We start from the raw sequence: 18967 nt of genomic DNA, 5'->3' as shown, positions 1-18967 counted from the left end.
AAACGATATGACATCTATAAAGCCACACGGAGGAACATTAATCAATCAGTTTTACCCAGATACACCTTATGATCACATTCAAAAAGAAATAGAGCTTGATGCAACAGCACTTAGTGATCTTGAATTAATTGCCATCGGAGCATACAGTCCCTTAACCGGCTTTTTAAACCAAGCAGACTATCAATCGGTTGTAGATCATATTAGGCTGAGTGATGGAACGGTTTGGAGCCTCCCGATCACCTTGCCAGTGACTCATGTAACAGCACAATCTCTAAGTACAGGAGAAGAAGTTCGGCTAACGTATAAGGGCGAGACATACGGAATCTTACAGGTTGGCGATATCTATTTTCCTGATAAGCAAAGTGAAGCAGAGAAAGTCTATAAAACTTCTGACATAGAGCATCCAGGTGTGAAAAAGCTGCTTGAGCGTCCGACGGTTTATGTTGGCGGAGACATAACACTCGTTAAACGGCAGGAAAAGAAATCATTTAAAGACTATCACCTTGATCCGAGTGAAACCAGAAAGAAGTTTAGCAGTTTAGGATGGAAAACAATTGTCGGTTTTCAAACGAGAAATCCCGTTCACCGTGCCCATGAATATATTCAAAAAACAGCGCTTGAGACGGTTGATGGTCTCTTTTTAAACCCGCTTGTCGGGGAGACAAAATCTGATGATATACCAGCAGATGTCCGGATGGAAAGCTATCACGTCCTTCTAGAAAACTATTATCCGAGTGACCGTGTATTCCTTGCTGTATTTCCTGCAGCCATGCGCTATGCAGGACCGCGCGAAGCCATTTTCCATGCACTTGTGAGAAAGAACTTCGGCTGCACACATTTTATTGTTGGCCGGGATCATGCAGGTGTAGGCAATTATTACGGGACGTATGAAGCTCAGGAGATCTTTTCACAGTTTACAGCAGATGAGATCGGGATAATTACACTTTTCTTTGAGCACAGCTTTTATTGCAGCGAATGTGAAGCCATGGCTTCTTCTAAAACGTGTCCGCACCCGAGTGAACATCATGTCATTTTGTCTGGAACAAAGGTACGGGAACTTCTAAGGAAAGGGGAATTGCCCCCAAGTACATTCAGCCGTAAAGAAGTAGTTGAAGTGTTGATAAGAGGGTTGAGAAACCATGAAGAAAAAACAGAAGAAGGAGATACAAATGAGCAAACAGCACAATATCGTCTGGCACGATAGTTCCATTACGAAAGAAGATCGGCGAAAGCAAAACAATCATTCGAGCTTTGTTCTTTGGTTCACAGGACTGTCGGGATCAGGAAAATCCACTATAGCCAATGCACTTGCAAAAGAACTCTATGAAAGGAACATCCGAAATTATGTGCTCGATGGGGACAACATCCGAAATGGATTGAACCGTGATCTATCTTTTTCAGATGAAGACCGGACAGAAAACATCCGCAGGATTTCAGAAGTTTCCAAACTGTTTGTTGATAACGGAACGGTGGTTCTGACAGCCTTCATCTCTCCATTTTTACAGGATCGTGAGAAGGCAAAAGAAATTGTTTCAGAAGAAGAATTCATTGAGATTTTTGTATCCTGTCCCATTGAAGAATGTGAAAAGCGGGATCCGAAAGGACTGTACAGCAAAGCACGCAAAGGAGAGATTCCTGATTTCACTGGAATCGATTCCCCATACGAGGAACCGGTATCACCAGCTCTTACCATCCATACAAACGATCAAAGTATTTCTGAGTGTGTAGATGTGATTTTAACCTATTTGCAAAGCAGAAATCTGATTTAAGAAAAGGAGACGAAAACGAATGGCATATGAAAAAGCGTGGGCAGATAATCCAAAGATCAATAAAACCGAACAGAAAAAGCTTGTCAAAGATGGTCTGAAAATATTTGAAGATATCCCTCATTACGCCAAAAATGGCTTCGACTCCATTCCAAAAGAGGAGTGGGACAGTTTTAAGTGGGCAGGTCTGTACCTCCAGCGTCCGAAAGAAGACGGCTACTTTATGATGAGGGTGAATGTTCCATCTGGCATTTTAAGCTACGAGCAAGTAAAAACTCTTGCTTTAATTTGTAAAGATTACGGAAGAGGCGTATTTGATATTACAACCCGTCAGGCGATCCAGTTTCATTGGCTGACCATTGAACAAATTCCGGATATTTTCCAGAGACTAGAAGCCGTCGGGTTATCAAGTGCAGGAGCTTGCGGCGATATTACACGTAACATCATGGGAAATCCCATTGCAGGCATAGATCCGCATGAACTGTTTGATACCTCAGAGATTGTAAAAGAAGTGTATGAGTTCTTTCAGCATAATGAAGATTTCTCAAACCTTCCTAGAAAATACAAAATGTCAATCAGTTCTAACGTAAATAACAGTGCACATGCAGAGATAAATTGTGTTGCTTTTACTCCAGCATATAAAGAAGCTGATGATCAAGAGATTCCAGGCTTTCACATCAAGATTGGAGGCGGTTTATCATCTAGACCGTTCTTAGCACAACCGCTCGATGTATTTATCGAACCGTATCAAGTAAAAGAAGCGGCGATTGCCATTACTACTATTTTCCGTGATTACGGCTACAGGGAAAAACGCCATCTTGCGCGTCTTAAATTCTTGATGGCAGACTGGGGTCCAGAAAAATTCAAAGAGAAGCTCTTAGAATATACAGGACCGCTCCCTTCAAAGGGCAGAGATGCACTTCAAGGCTGGAACGGCGGTTACTTCTATGGTGTTCACCCTCAAAAACAAAAAGGATTAAGCTATATTGGCTTTAATGTACCTGTCGGACGATTAAATGCGGATGAAGTGCTTAAGCTTGCGGAAATTGCTAAGAACCACGGGAATGGTGAAATCCGAACGGTTAATTCTCAAAATCTAATCATTCCTAACGTGAAACACGAAAACGTTGAGCCGCTGCTGCAAGAAGATATCTTTAAACGAATCACGACTCAGCCTCTTTCATTTATCGGGCATTCAATTTCCTGCACTGGCATTGAATACTGCAACTTGGCACTCGTTGAAACAAAAGAAAGAATGCGCGATATTGCTGAAAACCTGGATCAGCGGATCAAGCTTGATGTTCCAGTAAGGATCCATATGGTTGGCTGCCCAAATTCTTGCGGACAGCGTCAGATCGCAGATATCGGCCTGCAAGGCGTACTGTTAAAAACAAAAGAAAAAAAGATGGTGCAAGCCTTTGAGATCTATGTTGGCGGAACACTTGATGATGGCGGTAAATTTAATGAAAAACTAAAAGGAAAGTTTCATGCTGATCTTCTTGATGAAGTTCTGGTTCGTTTTCTGAATCATTTTAAAGAAACGAAGCTTCCGCTAGAAACATTTTTCAATTATATCAACAGAGTTGGTCTTGAACCGCTTCAAATAGAGCTGGATCAAATCTCGGAACAATTAGAAGAAAAAGTTTCGTAAAAGGAGGTCATTCTATGTATTTATACCGTTTTGAAGTGATCTTAAATTCAGAGGTTATACCCGTGGTAATAGCCGCTTCAGAGGATGAACAGGCATTTCAACTGGTAGATGTTGAGCTTGAGAAGTATTTCTTAAAACAGCCTGATGTTGAGGAGATTTCACTTTACGAAAAGAAAAAAATCCGCAGCGGAAACGGGTTTGTACTACATGAACGGGAAACCATACTAAATCCTTAAGGAGTGATAATAATGGGAAAAGTATATCTTGTCGGAGCCGGTCCTGGTGATCCAGGGTTAATTACTGTAAAGGGCTTACGCTGCATACAGGAAGCAGACGTGATTTTATATGATCGATTAGTTAATAAAGAGCTTTTATCTCATGCAAGACCAGAATGCGACCTTATCTATTGCGGCAAACTGCCAAACTACCATTCAATGAAACAAGAAACGATCAACAGCTTTTTAGTAAAACATGCGCAAAAAGGCAAAACCGTAACACGTCTTAAAGGAGGAGATCCGTTCGTGTTCGGAAGAGGCGGAGAGGAAGCAGAAACCCTTTCAAAGAGCCGTATTTCATTTGAGGTAATTCCTGGCATAACTTCAGGAATAGCTGCACCTGCCTACGCCGGTATTCCGGTTACACATCGAAACATCGCTTCAAGTTACGCGATTGTCACTGGCCACAGAAAAAAGGGCGAAGAAGAGGAGTTGAAATGGGACAGCTTAGCAAAGGGTATTGATACGTTAGCTATCTACATGGGGGTTGGCAACCTTCCGTATATCTGTGAACAGCTGACGAAACACGGAAAAAGCAAAGACACTCCTGTCGCCCTTGTCCAATGGGGATCGTTAGAAAATCAGCGAACCGTAACGGGTACATTAGAAACCATTGAAGGAATTATATTTCGTGAAGGAATTGAAAATCCAAGCATGATTGTTGTTGGAGAAGTGGTGCGTCTACGGGATGAACTTAAATGGTTTGAACAGCTGCATGAAGAACCGGCTAAACTTGCTGCCATAAGCGGGGCGTTTTAGATGAAAGCATTGCTTTTTATCTGTCATGGCACACGGCTTCAAAAAGGGCGGATCGAAGCAGAACACTTCGTGAAGCAATGCATGGCTTCAGTTGATGTACCGATAAAAGAGATCTGTTTTTTAGAGCTAGCTGAACCGTCCATTTCACAAGGATTTAAAGCATGTATACAAAAAGGGGCAACGAGCATCTCTGTTGTTCCCGTGTTTTTATTGTCAGCCAATCATGTGAAAATAGACATACCAAAAGAACTTCAACTTTTGCAGAGCCAGCATCCTGAAATTGAAGTCATAAAAGGCCGCGCTTTCGGTGTACATGAAGCCATTTCCCACCTATTGTGGGAAAAGATCACGAAACGAGTTGCTAGTTTAAGTGAAAACACAAACATCTTGCTGGTTGGAAGAGGAAGCACAGATCCCGATGTAAAGCGGGATCTAGAGAAAATTGCATCTAATCTTCAGCAGCATTATGGCATCCCAAGTATCCAAGCTTGTTTTCTTACCGGTGCAGCTCCAAGCTTTGAAGAAGCACTCTGGAACAGCCAAAAATCATACGATCAAGTAATTGTTGTCCCTTATCTTTTGTTTTCAGGCCTTTTAATAAATGGAATGAAACTAACGATTAAACGGTATCTAGAGCAGTCTGCGCAAGATGTCGCACTATGCGATACACTCGGACTTCATCCTATCTTAAAAGACGTATTACTGACTCGTATAAAAGAAACACTCCACACAAAAGAATTTGCGATATTTTAAAAAAGTGAGGGATTTTATGTACCCCATACATGTAGACCTATTCGGGACGTATATAAACAGGCATTAAAGAACAGAACAGAACGTAAACTAGTTATGGAACCAATAATTGAATAAAACCCTTATCAAGAGAGGTTGAGGGAGCGGCCCTATGAAACCTCAGCAACCAGCAGCGTAAAGCTGAAAAGGTGCTAATTCCTGCGAGTTCATCCACGGACTTGTGAAGATAAGAAGACAAAACGCTGAAAAAAGTCTTCTTTATAGAAGGCTTTTTCTTTTTAATAAGGAGGCTATTATGACCATAGTAAGTGACTTAATGCAAAACAAAATACTGATCGGCGACGGTGCAATGGGAACTTTGCTATATTCCTATGGTTCTGACTTCTGTTATGAGGAACTGAATCTATCGCAGCCTGAACAGATCTATAATATCCACCTGGCTTACTTGGATGCCGGTGCTGATATTATTCAAACAAATACGTATGCAGCAAGCTATTCAAAACTCGAAAGATATGGCCTCCAAGATCAAGTAAAAGAGATCAACACAGCAGCTGTTCAAATTGCGAGAAAAGCTGCAAAGAACGAATATGTTGTGGGAACCATTGGGGGAATCCGCGGTATTAAACCTAACAGCATCTCACTTGATGAAATAAAGCGCAGTTTTCGTGAACAGCTTTATTGCTTACTCATGGAAAACGTAGATGGCATCCAGCTTGAAACCTATTATGATCTTGAAGAATTAGAGACCGTTTTAGAGATTGCAAGAAAAGAAACTTCACTGCCTATCATTGCTCAAGTCTCTCTTCAGGAAACCGGATTTATGCAGGACCGCACCCCCATTTCAGAAGCTTTGTTACGATTGGAGGAAATTGGGGCAGATGTTGTCGGATTAAACTGCCGCTTAGGACCGTATCACATGCTGATGACGTTAGAGGAAGTGCCGATACCAAAACGTGCCTTTCTGTCCGCTTTTCCTAATGCTTCACTGCCTTCCTATTCAGATGGAAAGTTTCAATATGAGAGTGATGCGGATTATTTTAAAGAATGTGCTCACTTATTCAGACAACAAGGTGTCCGGCTATTAGGAGGCTGCTGCGGCACGACGCCTGCCCATATCAGGGCTTTTTCCAGTGAACTGAAAAACTTAGAACCCGTGACAGAGAAAGAAGTAAAACAAAGAAAAAGAGAGATTATTATTCCATCAGCTTCAAAATCTAAATATGTTCCACTTAGTGAAGAAGTAAAAAAGAAACAATCGATCATTGTTGAATTAGATCCGCCTCGCAAGTTAGATACATCGCGCTTTATGGAAGGGGCAAAAGCATTAAAAGAAGCAGGAATAGACGCATTAACTCTTGCTGATAATTCACTTGCATCCCCAAGAGTGTGCAATTCAGCATTGGGGTCCATTGTGCAGTCACAATTGAACCTCCGCCCACTTGTTCATATTACGTGTCGTGACAGAAACTTAATTGGCCTTCAGTCACATTTGATGGGTCTTCATACACATGGAATACGCGAAATACTTGCTGTAACTGGTGATCCGGCAAGTGTCGGAGATTTCCCGGGAGCTTCGTCTGTATACGATGTAACGTCATTTGAACTGATCAAGCTGATTAAGCAATTCAATCATGGGTTATCGTTATCGGGGAAAGAACTAGGTGAGAAAACATCGTTTAATGTTGGAGCAGCTTTTAACCCGAACATCCGGTCCATTGATAAGGCCGTTGAACGGTTAGAGAAGAAGATCGAATATGGTGCAGATTATTTTATTAGCCAGCCCGTGTTTTCAGAAGAAAAGCTTCTTGAGACGTTTGAGGCAACCAAGCATCTGGATAAACCGATCTATATCGGCATCATGCCGTTAACTTCTTCACGAAATGCTGAATTTCTGCACCATGAAGTACCAGGAATTAAACTTTCAGACTCCGTTCGTGACCGTATGAGCAAATTTAAAGACGATCCAAAACAAGCATGCAAAGAAGGACTAGCGATATCAAAGTCACTGCTGGATGCTGCTATGGATCTTTTTAACGGTATTTATCTTATCACACCATTTATGCGTTACGAACTAACAGCTGAACTAGCACAATATGCACGCGCCAACGACCCGTCGTTATTAGTCAGGAGGTCACAGAATGCATAAACCATTAATTGCAGAACAGCTGAAAAAGAAAATATTAATCATGGATGGCGCCATGGGGACGATGCTCCAGGATGCTGAACTTACACCAGAAGATTTTGGCGGTGAGGAATACGACGGGTGTAACGAGTATTTAAATGTGACAGCACCTTCTGTTATTGAATCCATTCACATAACATATTTAAAAGCTGGCGCAGATATTATTGAAACGAATACCTTTGGCGGAACCAATCTAGTACTAGATGAGTATAATCTTGGTGCACAGGCTTACGAGATTAATAAGCTTGGAGCCGAGATTGCAAGAAAAGCAACTGATGCCATATCTACTAATGAATGGCCGCGGTATGTAGCTGGCTCAATGGGACCCACAACGAAAACGCTTAGTGTAACTGGCGGAACAACGTTTGATGCGTTACGGGAAGCGTATGCAGAACAAGCAAGAGGACTTATCGATGGCGGTGCAGATCTTTTACTAATAGAAACCAGCCAGGATATGCTGAATGTAAAAGCCGGATTCTTGGGGATCGAGCAAGCTATTGAGCAGACAGGAAAAAGAATTCCCCTCATGGTTTCAGGAACGATTGAACCAATGGGAACAACACTTGCCGGCCAATCCATTGAAGCATTTTATATTTCGCTAAAACATATGAAACCATTGTCTGTTGGGTTAAACTGTGCGACTGGTCCTGAATTCATGCAAGATCATATCCGTTCCCTTTCTGATCTATCGACAACTGCAGTAAGCTGCTACCCGAATGCAGGTCTGCCGGATGAAGAAGGAAATTATCACGAGACACCTGAATCACTTGCAGCTAAACTATCTGGATTTGCAGAGAAAGGCTGGCTGAATATTGTGGGAGGCTGCTGCGGTACAACACCAGATCATATAGAAGCGCTTGCAAACGTAATGAAGAATTATTCACCTCGTTCGCTACAAACGAATGAGACGCACATGGTATCAGGAATAGAACCCTTTATTTATGATGACCCGACTTTACGGCCTATCATGGTAGGAGAGCGGACAAATGTAATTGGCTCACGAAAATTTAAGAGGCTTATTGCGGACAAGAAGTTTGAGGAAGCAGCTGAAATCGCAAGAGCTCAAGTAAAAGGCGGCGCACATGTACTGGATGTCTGTTTGGCTGATCCAGATCGCGATGAATTAAACGATATGGAAGAGTTTATGAAGGAAGCGGTTAAGAAAGTAAAGATTCCTTTTGTAATCGACTCTACCGACGAAGCCGTCTTAGAACTTGCCTTAAAATACTCACAAGGAAAAGCCATCATCAATTCTATTAACCTTGAAGACGGTGAGGAACGCTTTGAAAAGGTGATTCCGCTTTTACATAAATATGGAGCGGCCATAGTTGTAGGTACCATTGATGAAAAAGGAATGGGTGTGTCCGCAGAACGAAAGCTTGAAATTGCAAAAAGATCGTATGAGCTCCTAGTGGAAAAGTATAACGTTTCACCTTCTGATATCATATTTGACCCGCTCGTGTTTCCTGTAGGAACCGGTGATGAGCAGTATATCGGATCAGCGAACGCAACGGTCGAAGGAATCCAGCTCATTAAAGAAACTTTCCCGGAATGTCTCACGATTTTAGGAGTCAGCAACGTGTCATTCGGACTGCCTCCTGTTGGGCGTGAAGTACTGAATGCCGTGTATCTCTATCACTGCACACAAGCGGGACTAGATTATGCCATTGTTAATACAGAGAAACTCGAACGCTTTGCTTCCATCTCTAAAGATGAGATCGGCATGGCAGAAAATCTATTATTTAAAACAACAGATGAGGCATTGGCAGTCTTTACGGAATTTTATCGAGGAAAAAAGAAAGAAACAAAATCGCAGCTTCCTGACATGACGCTAGAAAAGCGGCTGCAATATTACATTTTAGAAGGTACGAAAGAAGGGTTAATCCCTGATTTAGAATTGGCGTTAAAACAGTATCCAGCACCTCTAAAAATTATAAACGGACCACTTATGGATGGCATGAAGGAAGTAGGAAGACTCTTTAACGAAAATCAGCTTATCGTTGCTGAAGTCCTTCAAAGTGCAGAAGTAATGAAAGCTTCCGTTTCCTTTTTAGAGCCATACATGGAGAGCGACGATACCTCATCGACGAAAGGAAAGGTTCTCCTTGCAACCGTTAAAGGCGATGTTCATGATATAGGAAAAAACTTGGTAGACATCATCTTAAGCAACAACGGATTCCAAGTTATAGATTTAGGAATTAAAGTCACACCGCTGGAATTGATTGAAGCTGTAAAGAAAAACAAGCCTGATATTATCGGGCTGTCCGGGTTGCTTGTTAAATCCGCTCAGCAAATGGTACTAACTGCTCATGACATGCGTGAAGCAAGCATTTCGACACCCATCTTAGTTGGAGGAGCCGCTTTATCGAGGAAATTTACGGATACGAAAATCTCTAAGGAATACGAAGGTATGGTACTGTATGCGAAAGATGCTATGGAAGGACTTTCACTAGCGAATCAGCTTCAATCGCCTGAAGATCACGATAAGCTTTCAACCGAATTTAATGAAAGAAAGAAATCAATAGCGCTGGATTCAGGCAGTTTTGATGGCGGTTCGGCTGCCGTAGCTACAGCAGTTAAAGTAAGATCAAAAGTATCTCAAATCGCTCCAGTATTTATTCCAAAAGATACAAAAAGGCATATCTTAAGAAATTATTCACTTTCACACATCCAGCCGTACATCAATTTACAGATGCTTTTAGGTCACCACCTTGGCATCAAAGGTAAAATATCCAGGCTATTAGATGAAAAAGACGAAAAAACACTTCAGATCAAATCGGTTGTGGATACTTTACTAAGTGAGGCAAAAGAAAAAGACTTAATCAATCCGTCGGCGATGTATCAGTTCTTTCCTGCTCAATCAGATGATGACAGTGTCCTTATATATGATCCTATAGACCATAAAACGGTAATAGAGCGATTTGATTTTCCAAGACAAAGTAAAGAGCCTTATCTTTGTATAGCGGATTACCTTAAGTCCAAAGAGAGCGGGGAAATGGATTATGTCGGATTCTTTTCTGTCACTGCAGGAACTGGTATACGTGAACTCGCTGCTGATATGAAGGAGCAAGGACGTTTCTTAGAAAGTCATGCACTGCAGGCTTTAGCGCTTGAAACAGCAGAAGGTTTTGCAGAGCTTGTTCATCAGCAGATGCGTGATCGCTGGGGATTTCCTGACTCTGTAGATTTTTCAATGCGTGAACGGTTTTCCGCACGGTACCAGGGGCAACGTTTTTCATTTGGCTATCCAGCATGTCCAGAACTTGAAGATCAGCAAAAGTTATTTAAACTGATTCAACCTGAAGATATCGGTATACAACTAACAGATGGCTGCATGATGGAACCAGAAGCCTCTGTGTCTGCTATCGTATTTGCGCATCCAGAAGCGAGATATTTCAACGTCTTAAGTTAGTGGGATAAAAGCGAAAAGCACCTTCACAGGGTGCTTTTTTGTATTTTAAAATAATTAAATACTTGTTTTTTGGAAGAAAGCTTCATGAGCTGTTCTAGGTTCTGCAAACCATTCAGCTATTGAATCAGCTTGTTCTTGACTCGCGACACCGCTTAATAACAATTGAACAACATGCTCTGGAAGTGGCTGAGTCATTGCGTTTGTCCATTCAGTAACTTCTTTAACATATGTTTTTGTTCTATTCCAATATGTTTCTCCTAGGCTTTCATCCCATTTGTCATGCTTAAAATCAATCAGTGTTTCATATAGCTTTTCTGCACAATAGGATGAGAGATTACTGCCCTGACCAGTGATAGGATCATTAAGAAATACACTGTCACCGCATCCTACAACGATTTTCTTATTATAAGTTATATAAGGGATACGAATTTCCGGCTTAATTGCAACTTGAAGGAAGGCATTTTGATCAGTCAAAGCGAATTTCTCAATATCCATTCGTGTGTGTATATCAGGGAAAAATGTTTGAACAGATTGTTTCATTTGCTCTGTGAATTCAATTGAATCCTTAACTCCTTTAAACATATCTAAATCTTTATTTGGCACAGCCATAATGAAAAGGATCGTGACAGGACCTTGTTCTGTAATAGCAGGTATTTCAAACATTTCGCCGATTTCAGGAAGTACTGTTACATTTACACCTAGCGGGTCATTAGGTTTAATACCAAAAAAGTAACCTACAAAACATTTTCTTTGGGGTAAATCAAAAGGAGAAAGTTCTTTTTCTAAAGGGAAAGGGAAGAGAGGACCTGATTTTCCTATACAGTCAATCACTAGATCATAATCATTTATTAACTTCTCTAAGTCGTCAGTGGTTACTTTTAACTGATGAAAAGTAACTCCTTTCGATTCAAGATCGTCCATACACATGGAAAAGTAGAGGCGCTGATCTACAGACAATGCATCTTCTTTTAACATGCCAGTAAATAATTTTTGAGTCCCAATTGTTATATGAATGCTTTTTAGTGGATTACTATCATCCCATTTTGGCAATTGGAATCGGCTTTCTCGTGACCTTGTTGGACCAAAATGAACTTGTGTAGACATAACCCGACCTGCTCGAATTTTTTCCGCCGAACTAGCGTGTATAACCGTAACATCGAATCTTCCTTGAGTGCATAAGCAAGCTGCAAACCAGATGTACCACTTCCAACAATACATATTTGCTTTTTCAATATTAATCGCTCCTAACACTAAAGTTATTTGACGCTTTTTAGTCTAATTTTAAAACTGTTTATTGTAAATGCGACGAATTATGTAAAATGACTATAGGTAAATCAACACCTTATTTTAAAGAAAGAAGGTAAGCGGTTATGATGAAACAGACAGAGCATGATCTTCTGCATTTAATATCTTGTGGAAAAGGAAAATATGGCGTTTCGATATATCATTTCGAAACAGAAGAAGAGTTTGTACATAATCCAGATGAAGAATTCTATGCGGCAAGCATTATCAAAATCCCCATCATGGCAGCTGTATTTGCACAAGTGAACGAGGGAAAACGTTCATTATCTGATAAAATTCAAGTACGTTCAGAAGATATCGTGTCAGGTGACGGTATTTTAAAGAATCTAACGCCAGGAACGGAATGGACGATTTATGATCTAGTGGTACTGATGATCATTGAAAGTGATAATACAGCCACAAATCTTTTAATCGATATGGTTGGATTAGAGAACATTCAGCTATACATGACAGTTTGGGGTTTTAAACAAAGCCAGTTTCGCCATAAACTGCAGATTAAACCATCGAGGAAACATAATGAATCAAATTTAATAACAGCAAAGGAAATGAATCATTTTCTTAGGAATGTTGCTATGGGTAATATTGTTTCTATGAGTACATGCCGTAAAATGATAGAAATTATGAAACAACAAAAAATGAATGATTTGCTGCCAAGGCTTCTTCCTGAAAACAACGGAATGATCGGAGTGATTCCGATTTGGGAAATGGCTCATAAAACGGGGTATATACCCGGTGTTGAGCATAATGTGGGATTGCTTTATTTGCCCGGGCAAACCTTTGCTATATCAGTTTTAAGTAAAAACGTACCTAATCGATATGAGCCAAAACGTATCATGGGGGAACTAGGATTTTTGCTGTATGAAAGAGCTATCAAATAAGGTATATAAATAAGAAAATACACTTTAACATATGGTACTATCTTTTATAAGAATATAAGAGTCTTACGTTCTTGCTGGCATTAATTAAAAGATGCCGCCAAGCATAATACATACGGATAGGTAACATAGGAGGCTATCATGCCAAAAACCAAGTACGTAGAAATTTATGATGATTTAAAACAGAAAATCGAACAGAATATCTATGAGTATCAGCAATTGCTTCCTTCAGAGAATACACTCGTGAAGGAGTATGAATGCTCGCGGAATACGGTACGGAGAGCAATCGGGAATCTTGTGAATGAAGGGTATGTGCAAACAAAGCATGGGCAGGGAGCCCGCGTGATTTATCAGGATTTCAAACAGAATGAATACATGTTTGGGGAGACGGAAACGTTCAAGCAGTTTGCCCTCCGAAATCAAAAAAAGCACCAGACGAAGGTTGTCGTGTTTGAGGAATTGACTGTGGATGAGGCGATTCATAAACATACCATGCTTCCGATCGGGGTAGAAGTGTATCATCTGCAACGTATCCGTTATCTTGAAGAAAATCCGGTGATCATGGACTATAACTATTTCCGAAAGGATATCGTGAAGGGGCTGACGGTCGATATCGCGGAGGATTCAATCTATGAATTTCTTGAAAAACAATTGAACCAAAGAGCGGTTACGGCAAAAAGAAAAATGGTCGTAGAAAGAACAACGGAAGTGGACGAAAAATACTTAAAGTTAGATGGATTTAATAGCGTAGTGGTTGTAACAAGCCACATCTTTAATGGTGACGGGGTGATGTTCGAGCACACCCAATCCAGGCATACGCCAGGGAATTTTGTCTTTTTTGATCAGACACAAAGGAAATAGAAAAAGTGTACGAGAACCGGTCTCGTACACTTTTTTTGATTAATAAGCTAGTTTTGCTGCTAAATGGATAAATACACTAGACGTCCACGTATGGGCCAGGTCCCGTAAACCCTCACCGGTTTCTGCGTGGAAATTTTCCGCGAAGCCCCCGTGCTTGCAAAGCTCGAGGAATTTCTCAGTTACTTCAGTTGCTAATTGTTGTTCTCCGCATTCTTCAAATGCTTCTACAAACAGGAGGGTGGTAGGAGCCCAAATCGGTCCTCTCCAGTAGGCATCCTCTTCATAAAGAGGACTGTCGATCGCTTCTGAAGCAATTCCCCATTTTGTTAAATACCGGTCGCTGCTTAGAGTATGGATGATTTTTTTTCGAGTAGGATCTGGCAGTTTGTTTGCCAGAATGATAGATACCAGTGGCAGACAGCCTTGACTCTGAATCACTTTGCCGTCTCTAGTAAAACGGGCTACAGGGAGGTCATCAATCAGGAAGTACTCGCAGAATTTCTGTGTGTATCGATTGGCTTCCTTTTCCCAGTACGTCTTATCTTGCCCACGATCCAATTTACCAGCCACCACCGCAAGCATGTCCATCGATTTAATCAGGAATGCTGTCAAATCCGGCGAATCGATGATATTAGCATCTCTGAACACAGTGCTGTTGTCCTGTCCGGAATCATTTCCGTGATGGTATTCGCAAATGCCGTCACCATTGAAATCCTTGTATTGAAGATAGAAATCAACATGCCTCTTAATTTGAGAGTAAATCGTTTCCAATTGTTCGGTAGACAACGTCATTTTTTCCATCATTTTTAACACGAATAAGCCTTGTACAGGAGGTTTGGAGAAATTCCAGCGGATGGTCGAATCACTGATGGATCCGGGTATTTGTCCTTTTTCGTCCTGGTGATCGAATAAAAGCTGGATTTGATCCCATGCAAGCTTATCATCAACGCCAGCTAGTGACAATCCGTTAAAAGCATTGTCCCAGCTCCATACGCCCGGGAAATTGGCGTTAGACATATACAAGGCTTTTCTTTTCAAGAGACCTTGTTCATTCACGATACAGGACCAGTTAAGATAAGCGGCTTCTCTCAAGGTCTGCTGGTATCTTTCCGGAACGACAGGCTGCTTTGATAAGAATTCAAGGAAATGATTCGTGCTTTTACGCAGAGCGTTTTCAAACGAGTATTCTCTTCTTTCCGGAACAGCCCCGTGTGTAGGGACATCTTCGATGACACACAGGAAGTCTTGTTTCCCTTTATTTTGGGTAATGTGTATACTGGACAGATTATCGGCCTTATTCGTACTGCCTGTCGTGTCCATGAATACATTCTGCTGCAGGCTGACTGAGCCGTTGGGTGCAAAGATCATATACTTGGTGAGATTCTTGTAGCTGTTGACGAGGCAGAATTCTTCACCGGTATTTCCTAATAGATAGTTATACTCAAAGTTAAAGACCGGCTGGGTATCGAGGGTAAGCCCCACGTTTTCTCCGCTGCCTTTTACAAAAATTCTCTCTGCATCTTCAAAACAAAGGTGTAAATCCCCGCCATCGAACGTAAGCGAGATCTGAAATTCATCAGCTTTATAGGTGTAGTTAACAGGAGTCCCGTTCACTGTAGGGATGATCTTGAGCGCATTCTGATGCTGCTTGGATTTACCCCGTACAGAATTGATATAGATCCCGTTTTTCTCAGGGATTTCGCTCTCTTGGTATGTGAGGGCCATATAGGAACCAAAGTGGCTCATCGGCGTGATTCTTATATCCAAATTCAACACTCCTTTTCACAATTTTCTTGACAACTATTCATAACAATCTATACTGTACTATAACGAACTTGTTTAAACAAGTTAGAAAAAAATGAAAGCGATTAAATAAGGAGGTCATGAAGGTGGGTTTTAAAGAGAATGTTTCTGACATTATAAAAAATATCGGAGGCTCGGAAAACGTCAGTAATGCATCGCATTGTGTGACGAGACTCCGCTTGTTGTTAGTTGATGAGAGTTTGGTAGACAAAGATGCTTTAGAGGAAAATGAATTAGTTAAAGGTACGTTTTCCGTGAGTGGTCAGTTTCAAGTGATTATAGGTCCCGGTACCGTTGATAAAGTATACAAAGAGTTTGTAAAACAGACTGGAGCAGATGAAGTTTCGAAAGATGAGATGAAAAAGATTTCGGCTGAAAAGGGGAATGTCCTGCAAAAGGGTGTCCGGGTCTTAGCGGATATCTTCATTCCGATCCTGCCGGCGATCGTTGCTGCCGGGTTACTGTTAGGATTAAATAACATGCTTGCAAATCCTGGGATCTTTTATGATGAAAAATCACTGCTCGATGTACACACGGGTTGGACAGGCTTTGCTGAATTTATCAATGTCATTGCGAACACAGCGTTTACGTTCCTGCCTGTGCTTATCGCCTGGTCTGCTGCAAAGAAATTCGGAGGAAGCCCATTATTGGGTATCGTGCTGGGTCTATTATTAGTGCATCCTTCGTTAATGTCTGCATATGCGTATGCAGAGAATCCAGGGGATGTTGAGTATTGGAGCTTATTTGGCTGGGACATTGCGAGGATCGGTTACCAAGGACAAGTTCTTCCTGTTATTTTTGCCACATGGATCTTAACTTGGTCTGAAAAGCAATTAAAGCGATTCATTCCAGATAATCTACAAATGCTATTTTTGGCACCGCTTGCATTGGTTTTCGCGGGGCTTTTGACTTTCGGAGTTATAGGACCCATTACGATGGCAGGTTCAAACTGGATTACAGACGGGATTCTTTATCTGTTTGAAGTATCTCCTGCATTTGCCGGCGGCGTGTATGGACTTATCTCAGGACCGCTTGTTATCACAGGAATGCACCACATTTTCTTAGGTGTAAATCTGCAAATGGCCGGTACACTTGGCTACGTCACTTTATGGCCAATCGGGGAAACGGTTACACTTGCTCAGGGTGCTGCAGCATTGACGATGTTCTTTATCCTAAAGCAAAACCAAAAATTAAGAGGTGTTTCATTAACTGCGACGCTATCTGCATGGCTCGGGGTAACTGAACCAGCTATTTACGGGATCAACCTCCGCTTCAGATATCCGTTCATCGCCGTAATGGTAGGAAGTGCAATCGGTAGTGCTTACCTGGCGGCTCAAGGAGTGAAAGCAACATCTGTAGGAGTAGGTGGGATATTATCATTCCTATCGGTTTATCCAGAACACTGGAGCTTCTACTTCATTGGAATGGCCATCACATTTATCATTACCGTTGGATTAACGTTCGGATTCTTTAAAAGCAATTTATTTAAAGTGAGTAAAACAGTAGATAAGAAGTCTGAGGTTAAGGCAGATGCTTCGGTAAAATCCGAGAAAGCATCATTACAGTCGTAGGACGGTATATTTTAAAATAATAAGAGCAGAAACTTGCCCACTTAAAGAACCCTTATAAAAATAGGGGTTCTTTGTTTACGAGGAAATTTTCGGAACGATTCCGATTTGAATAGTGCATAAAACAGGTAATTTATCAGGTGATGTATTTAATGTAGGGTTTGTAGCATGGTTGAGTTTTATGTTAATAGAGAACTGATCGCAGCTCTTATTCAAGGGAATGACTTTGGAAGTTCAAAGAATAAATGCATTTAAATAAATAAAAACTTCTGTTGCGGGCTACAGTTCAGGCAACAGAAGTTTTTATATTAGTATATATTAGCTTTTATTAACAAACAGAGTCATTTGATTTCGGGTTTTTTAATCCGAATAGAGGACGGATGAATAAGGCTAAGAAGGTTCCTGCCATAGCCATGATTCCCCAAACCCAGCCGTGAAGACTGAATGAAGCAATTCCACTGAAATAGGCACCGATGTTACAGCCAAATGCCAAGCGTGCACCATAACCCATCAACAATCCACCGATAATAGAAGCCCCAGCAATACCTGGTTTGATTTTTCCTGGTTTAAATGTTCCTTGGAAAGCAGCAGATATAAATGCACCTAAAATAATTCCAAAGTTCATTACGCTCGTCGCATCGGTTAGCACGCTTTTTGATAAAGCATCACCTTTGCTGCCTGCGAAATAACCCCAGCTTGATACATCAACTCCAGTTGCCATTAATGCTTTTGAGCCCCAGAGAGCAAATGCTGAAGTAATGCCCCAAGGACTTCCTTTAACAGCTAAAGTTAAAGCGTTCAGCAACGCTAAAACAATTGCTGCTGTAAACAGTGGCCATGAACCACGCAATACCTTTTTCCAACCAACAGTAGTTGGCAGAGGTTTCATCATTGGCGGATTTTTCTTTTTAGCAATTTGTAGAGTGATCCAATAGACCAAACCAAACAATGCAAACTGAAATACCCATGCACCCAGGTAACCAAATCCAGGAATCTGGTTAAATGCGATAGGTGGAAGGGAAGGTAACCCCATCCAAAACGTGAAGTGATATGCACCAATCACTGAACCCACTATAAATGAAATCAAGGTTAGAATCATTGATGACGATCCGCCACCTAAAGAATACAGCGTTCCAGAGGCACAGCCGTTTCCAAGCTGCATGCCGATTCCGAAGAGAAAAGCACCAAATAAAATGCTGATTCCTACTGGAGACACGTTTCCTTCAGGGGCTGCTCCTGTAAAACTAAATCCTGTACTTAAAATTACGGCAAACAATGTAGATGCAACTGCAAGCATTACCATATGTGCTTGAAGCCCTTGAACATTACCAACGGATACTAGCCGGCGAAATGCTGAAGTAAAACCAAATCGAGCATATAGCAACGCATTTCCAAGCAAAATACCAATAATAAAAAGAATTCCCTGAGTCCAATTAGCTGTATTAACGATTAAAAATAATAATAGCAATGCCGCGAGAATTCCTAATGTAGCCCATGGCTTTTGCAAAGGACTTAATTCAGTGACAACCGTAGTAGGCTGGTGTTTCCGTTGTGTAGAGATCTGTGTATTAACTGATGAATGCGCCAAACTAACCCTCCTAATCCTATAAATATTATCGGAATTAAAAAGCATTATACTACGAATGGTATTCAAAATAAAGGATATAGGTGCATGTTTTTTTGCGGTAAATTAATAAGTTTTGATTTAAGCGCTGACAAAGGATTGGAACAGTTTAAATATATTTGAAGAATCAAAAAGATAA

The 18967-nt window shown here is 41.1% G+C and carries 14 protein-coding genes and 1 riboswitch; of the genes, 11 read left to right on the top strand and 3 right to left on the bottom strand.

Features of this window, described 5'->3' with window-relative positions:
• Positions 1-7: 7 nt before the first annotated feature.
• The 8 genes from sat (at position 8) to metH (ending at position 10795) form a co-directional block, all read left to right on the top strand.
• Positions 8-1204: a sulfate adenylyltransferase gene (gene sat / locus M3196_RS01435; protein WP_251320478.1), complete on the top strand. Its 1197-nt coding sequence runs from the start codon at positions 8-10 to the stop codon at positions 1202-1204.
• A complete protein-coding gene (gene cysC / locus M3196_RS01430) occupies positions 1170-1769 on the top strand; it encodes an adenylyl-sulfate kinase (RefSeq protein WP_251320477.1) in 600 nt (199 codons plus the stop codon). The genes sat and cysC overlap by 35 nt, the downstream gene beginning before the upstream one ends.
• Before the next feature lie 19 nt (positions 1770-1788).
• Positions 1789-3417: a nitrite/sulfite reductase gene (locus tag M3196_RS01425; RefSeq protein ID WP_251320476.1), complete on the top strand. Its 1629-nt coding sequence runs from the start codon at positions 1789-1791 to the stop codon at positions 3415-3417.
• A 14-nt stretch (positions 3418-3431) separates the two neighbouring features.
• Positions 3432-3653: a DUF3906 family protein gene (locus M3196_RS01420; protein ID WP_251320475.1), complete on the top strand. Its 222-nt coding sequence runs from the start codon at positions 3432-3434 to the stop codon at positions 3651-3653.
• A 12-nt stretch (positions 3654-3665) separates the two neighbouring features.
• Positions 3666-4451 carry a uroporphyrinogen-III C-methyltransferase gene (cobA, locus tag M3196_RS01415; protein ID WP_251320474.1) on the top strand — a complete coding sequence of 262 codons (786 nt, stop codon included), beginning with the start codon at positions 3666-3668 and terminating at the stop codon, positions 4449-4451.
• On the top strand, positions 4452-5204 hold the full coding sequence (locus tag M3196_RS01410) for a sirohydrochlorin chelatase (RefSeq protein ID WP_251320473.1): 753 nt from the start codon (positions 4452-4454) through the stop codon (positions 5202-5204).
• Positions 5205-5320: 116 nt separating this feature from the next.
• Positions 5321-5434, top strand: a riboswitch (SAM riboswitch).
• 62 nt (positions 5435-5496) lie between these two features.
• Entirely contained in the window at positions 5497-7347 is a 1851-nt protein-coding gene (locus M3196_RS01405; protein WP_251320472.1) for a bifunctional homocysteine S-methyltransferase/methylenetetrahydrofolate reductase, read from the top strand.
• A complete protein-coding gene (gene metH, locus M3196_RS01400) occupies positions 7340-10795 on the top strand; it encodes a methionine synthase (protein WP_251320471.1) in 3456 nt (1151 codons plus the stop codon). The genes M3196_RS01405 and metH overlap by 8 nt, the downstream gene beginning before the upstream one ends.
• A gap of 54 nt (positions 10796-10849) precedes the next feature.
• Here the strand turns inward: metH and M3196_RS01395 are convergent, their stop codons facing one another.
• Positions 10850-11899, bottom strand: coding sequence for a styrene monooxygenase/indole monooxygenase family protein (locus tag M3196_RS01395; RefSeq protein ID WP_251320470.1), 1050 nt, complete (start codon positions 11897-11899; stop codon positions 10850-10852).
• Between the two features lie 266 nt (positions 11900-12165).
• Here M3196_RS01395 and M3196_RS01390 point away from each other — a divergent pair, with 266 nt between their 5' ends.
• Positions 12166-12975 (top strand): serine hydrolase, encoded by an 810-nt coding sequence (locus M3196_RS01390; RefSeq protein ID WP_251320469.1) that lies wholly within the window; start codon positions 12166-12168, stop codon positions 12973-12975.
• Between the two features lie 138 nt (positions 12976-13113).
• Complete coding sequence (locus M3196_RS01385) at positions 13114-13833, top strand: UTRA domain-containing protein (protein WP_251320468.1); 720 nt, start codon at positions 13114-13116, stop codon at positions 13831-13833.
• A 39-nt stretch (positions 13834-13872) separates the two neighbouring features.
• On the opposite strand, the gene M3196_RS01380 is transcribed toward M3196_RS01385, so the two are convergent.
• Entirely contained in the window at positions 13873-15600 is a 1728-nt protein-coding gene (locus tag M3196_RS01380) for an amylo-alpha-1,6-glucosidase (protein WP_251320467.1), read from the bottom strand.
• Between the two features lie 122 nt (positions 15601-15722).
• Between M3196_RS01380 and M3196_RS01375 the strand changes: the two genes are divergently transcribed.
• Positions 15723-17207 carry a PTS transporter subunit EIIC gene (locus M3196_RS01375; RefSeq protein ID WP_425310964.1) on the top strand — a complete coding sequence of 495 codons (1485 nt, stop codon included), beginning with the start codon at positions 15723-15725 and terminating at the stop codon, positions 17205-17207.
• Between the two features lie 325 nt (positions 17208-17532).
• Here the strand turns inward: M3196_RS01375 and M3196_RS01370 are convergent, their stop codons facing one another.
• The gene (locus M3196_RS01370; RefSeq protein ID WP_251320465.1) at positions 17533-18792 is read right to left on the bottom strand and encodes a YeeE/YedE family protein; all 1260 of its coding nucleotides are present in this window, start codon (positions 18790-18792) and stop codon (positions 17533-17535) included.
• Positions 18793-18967: the final 175 nt, after the last annotated feature.

It is taken from the genome of Fictibacillus nanhaiensis, assembly GCF_023715445.1.
Classification (GTDB): domain Bacteria; phylum Bacillota; class Bacilli; order Bacillales; family Fictibacillaceae; genus Fictibacillus; species Fictibacillus nanhaiensis_D.
Note: the sequence above shows the minus strand (reverse complement) of the source record. Positions and strands in the feature narration are given on the sequence as shown.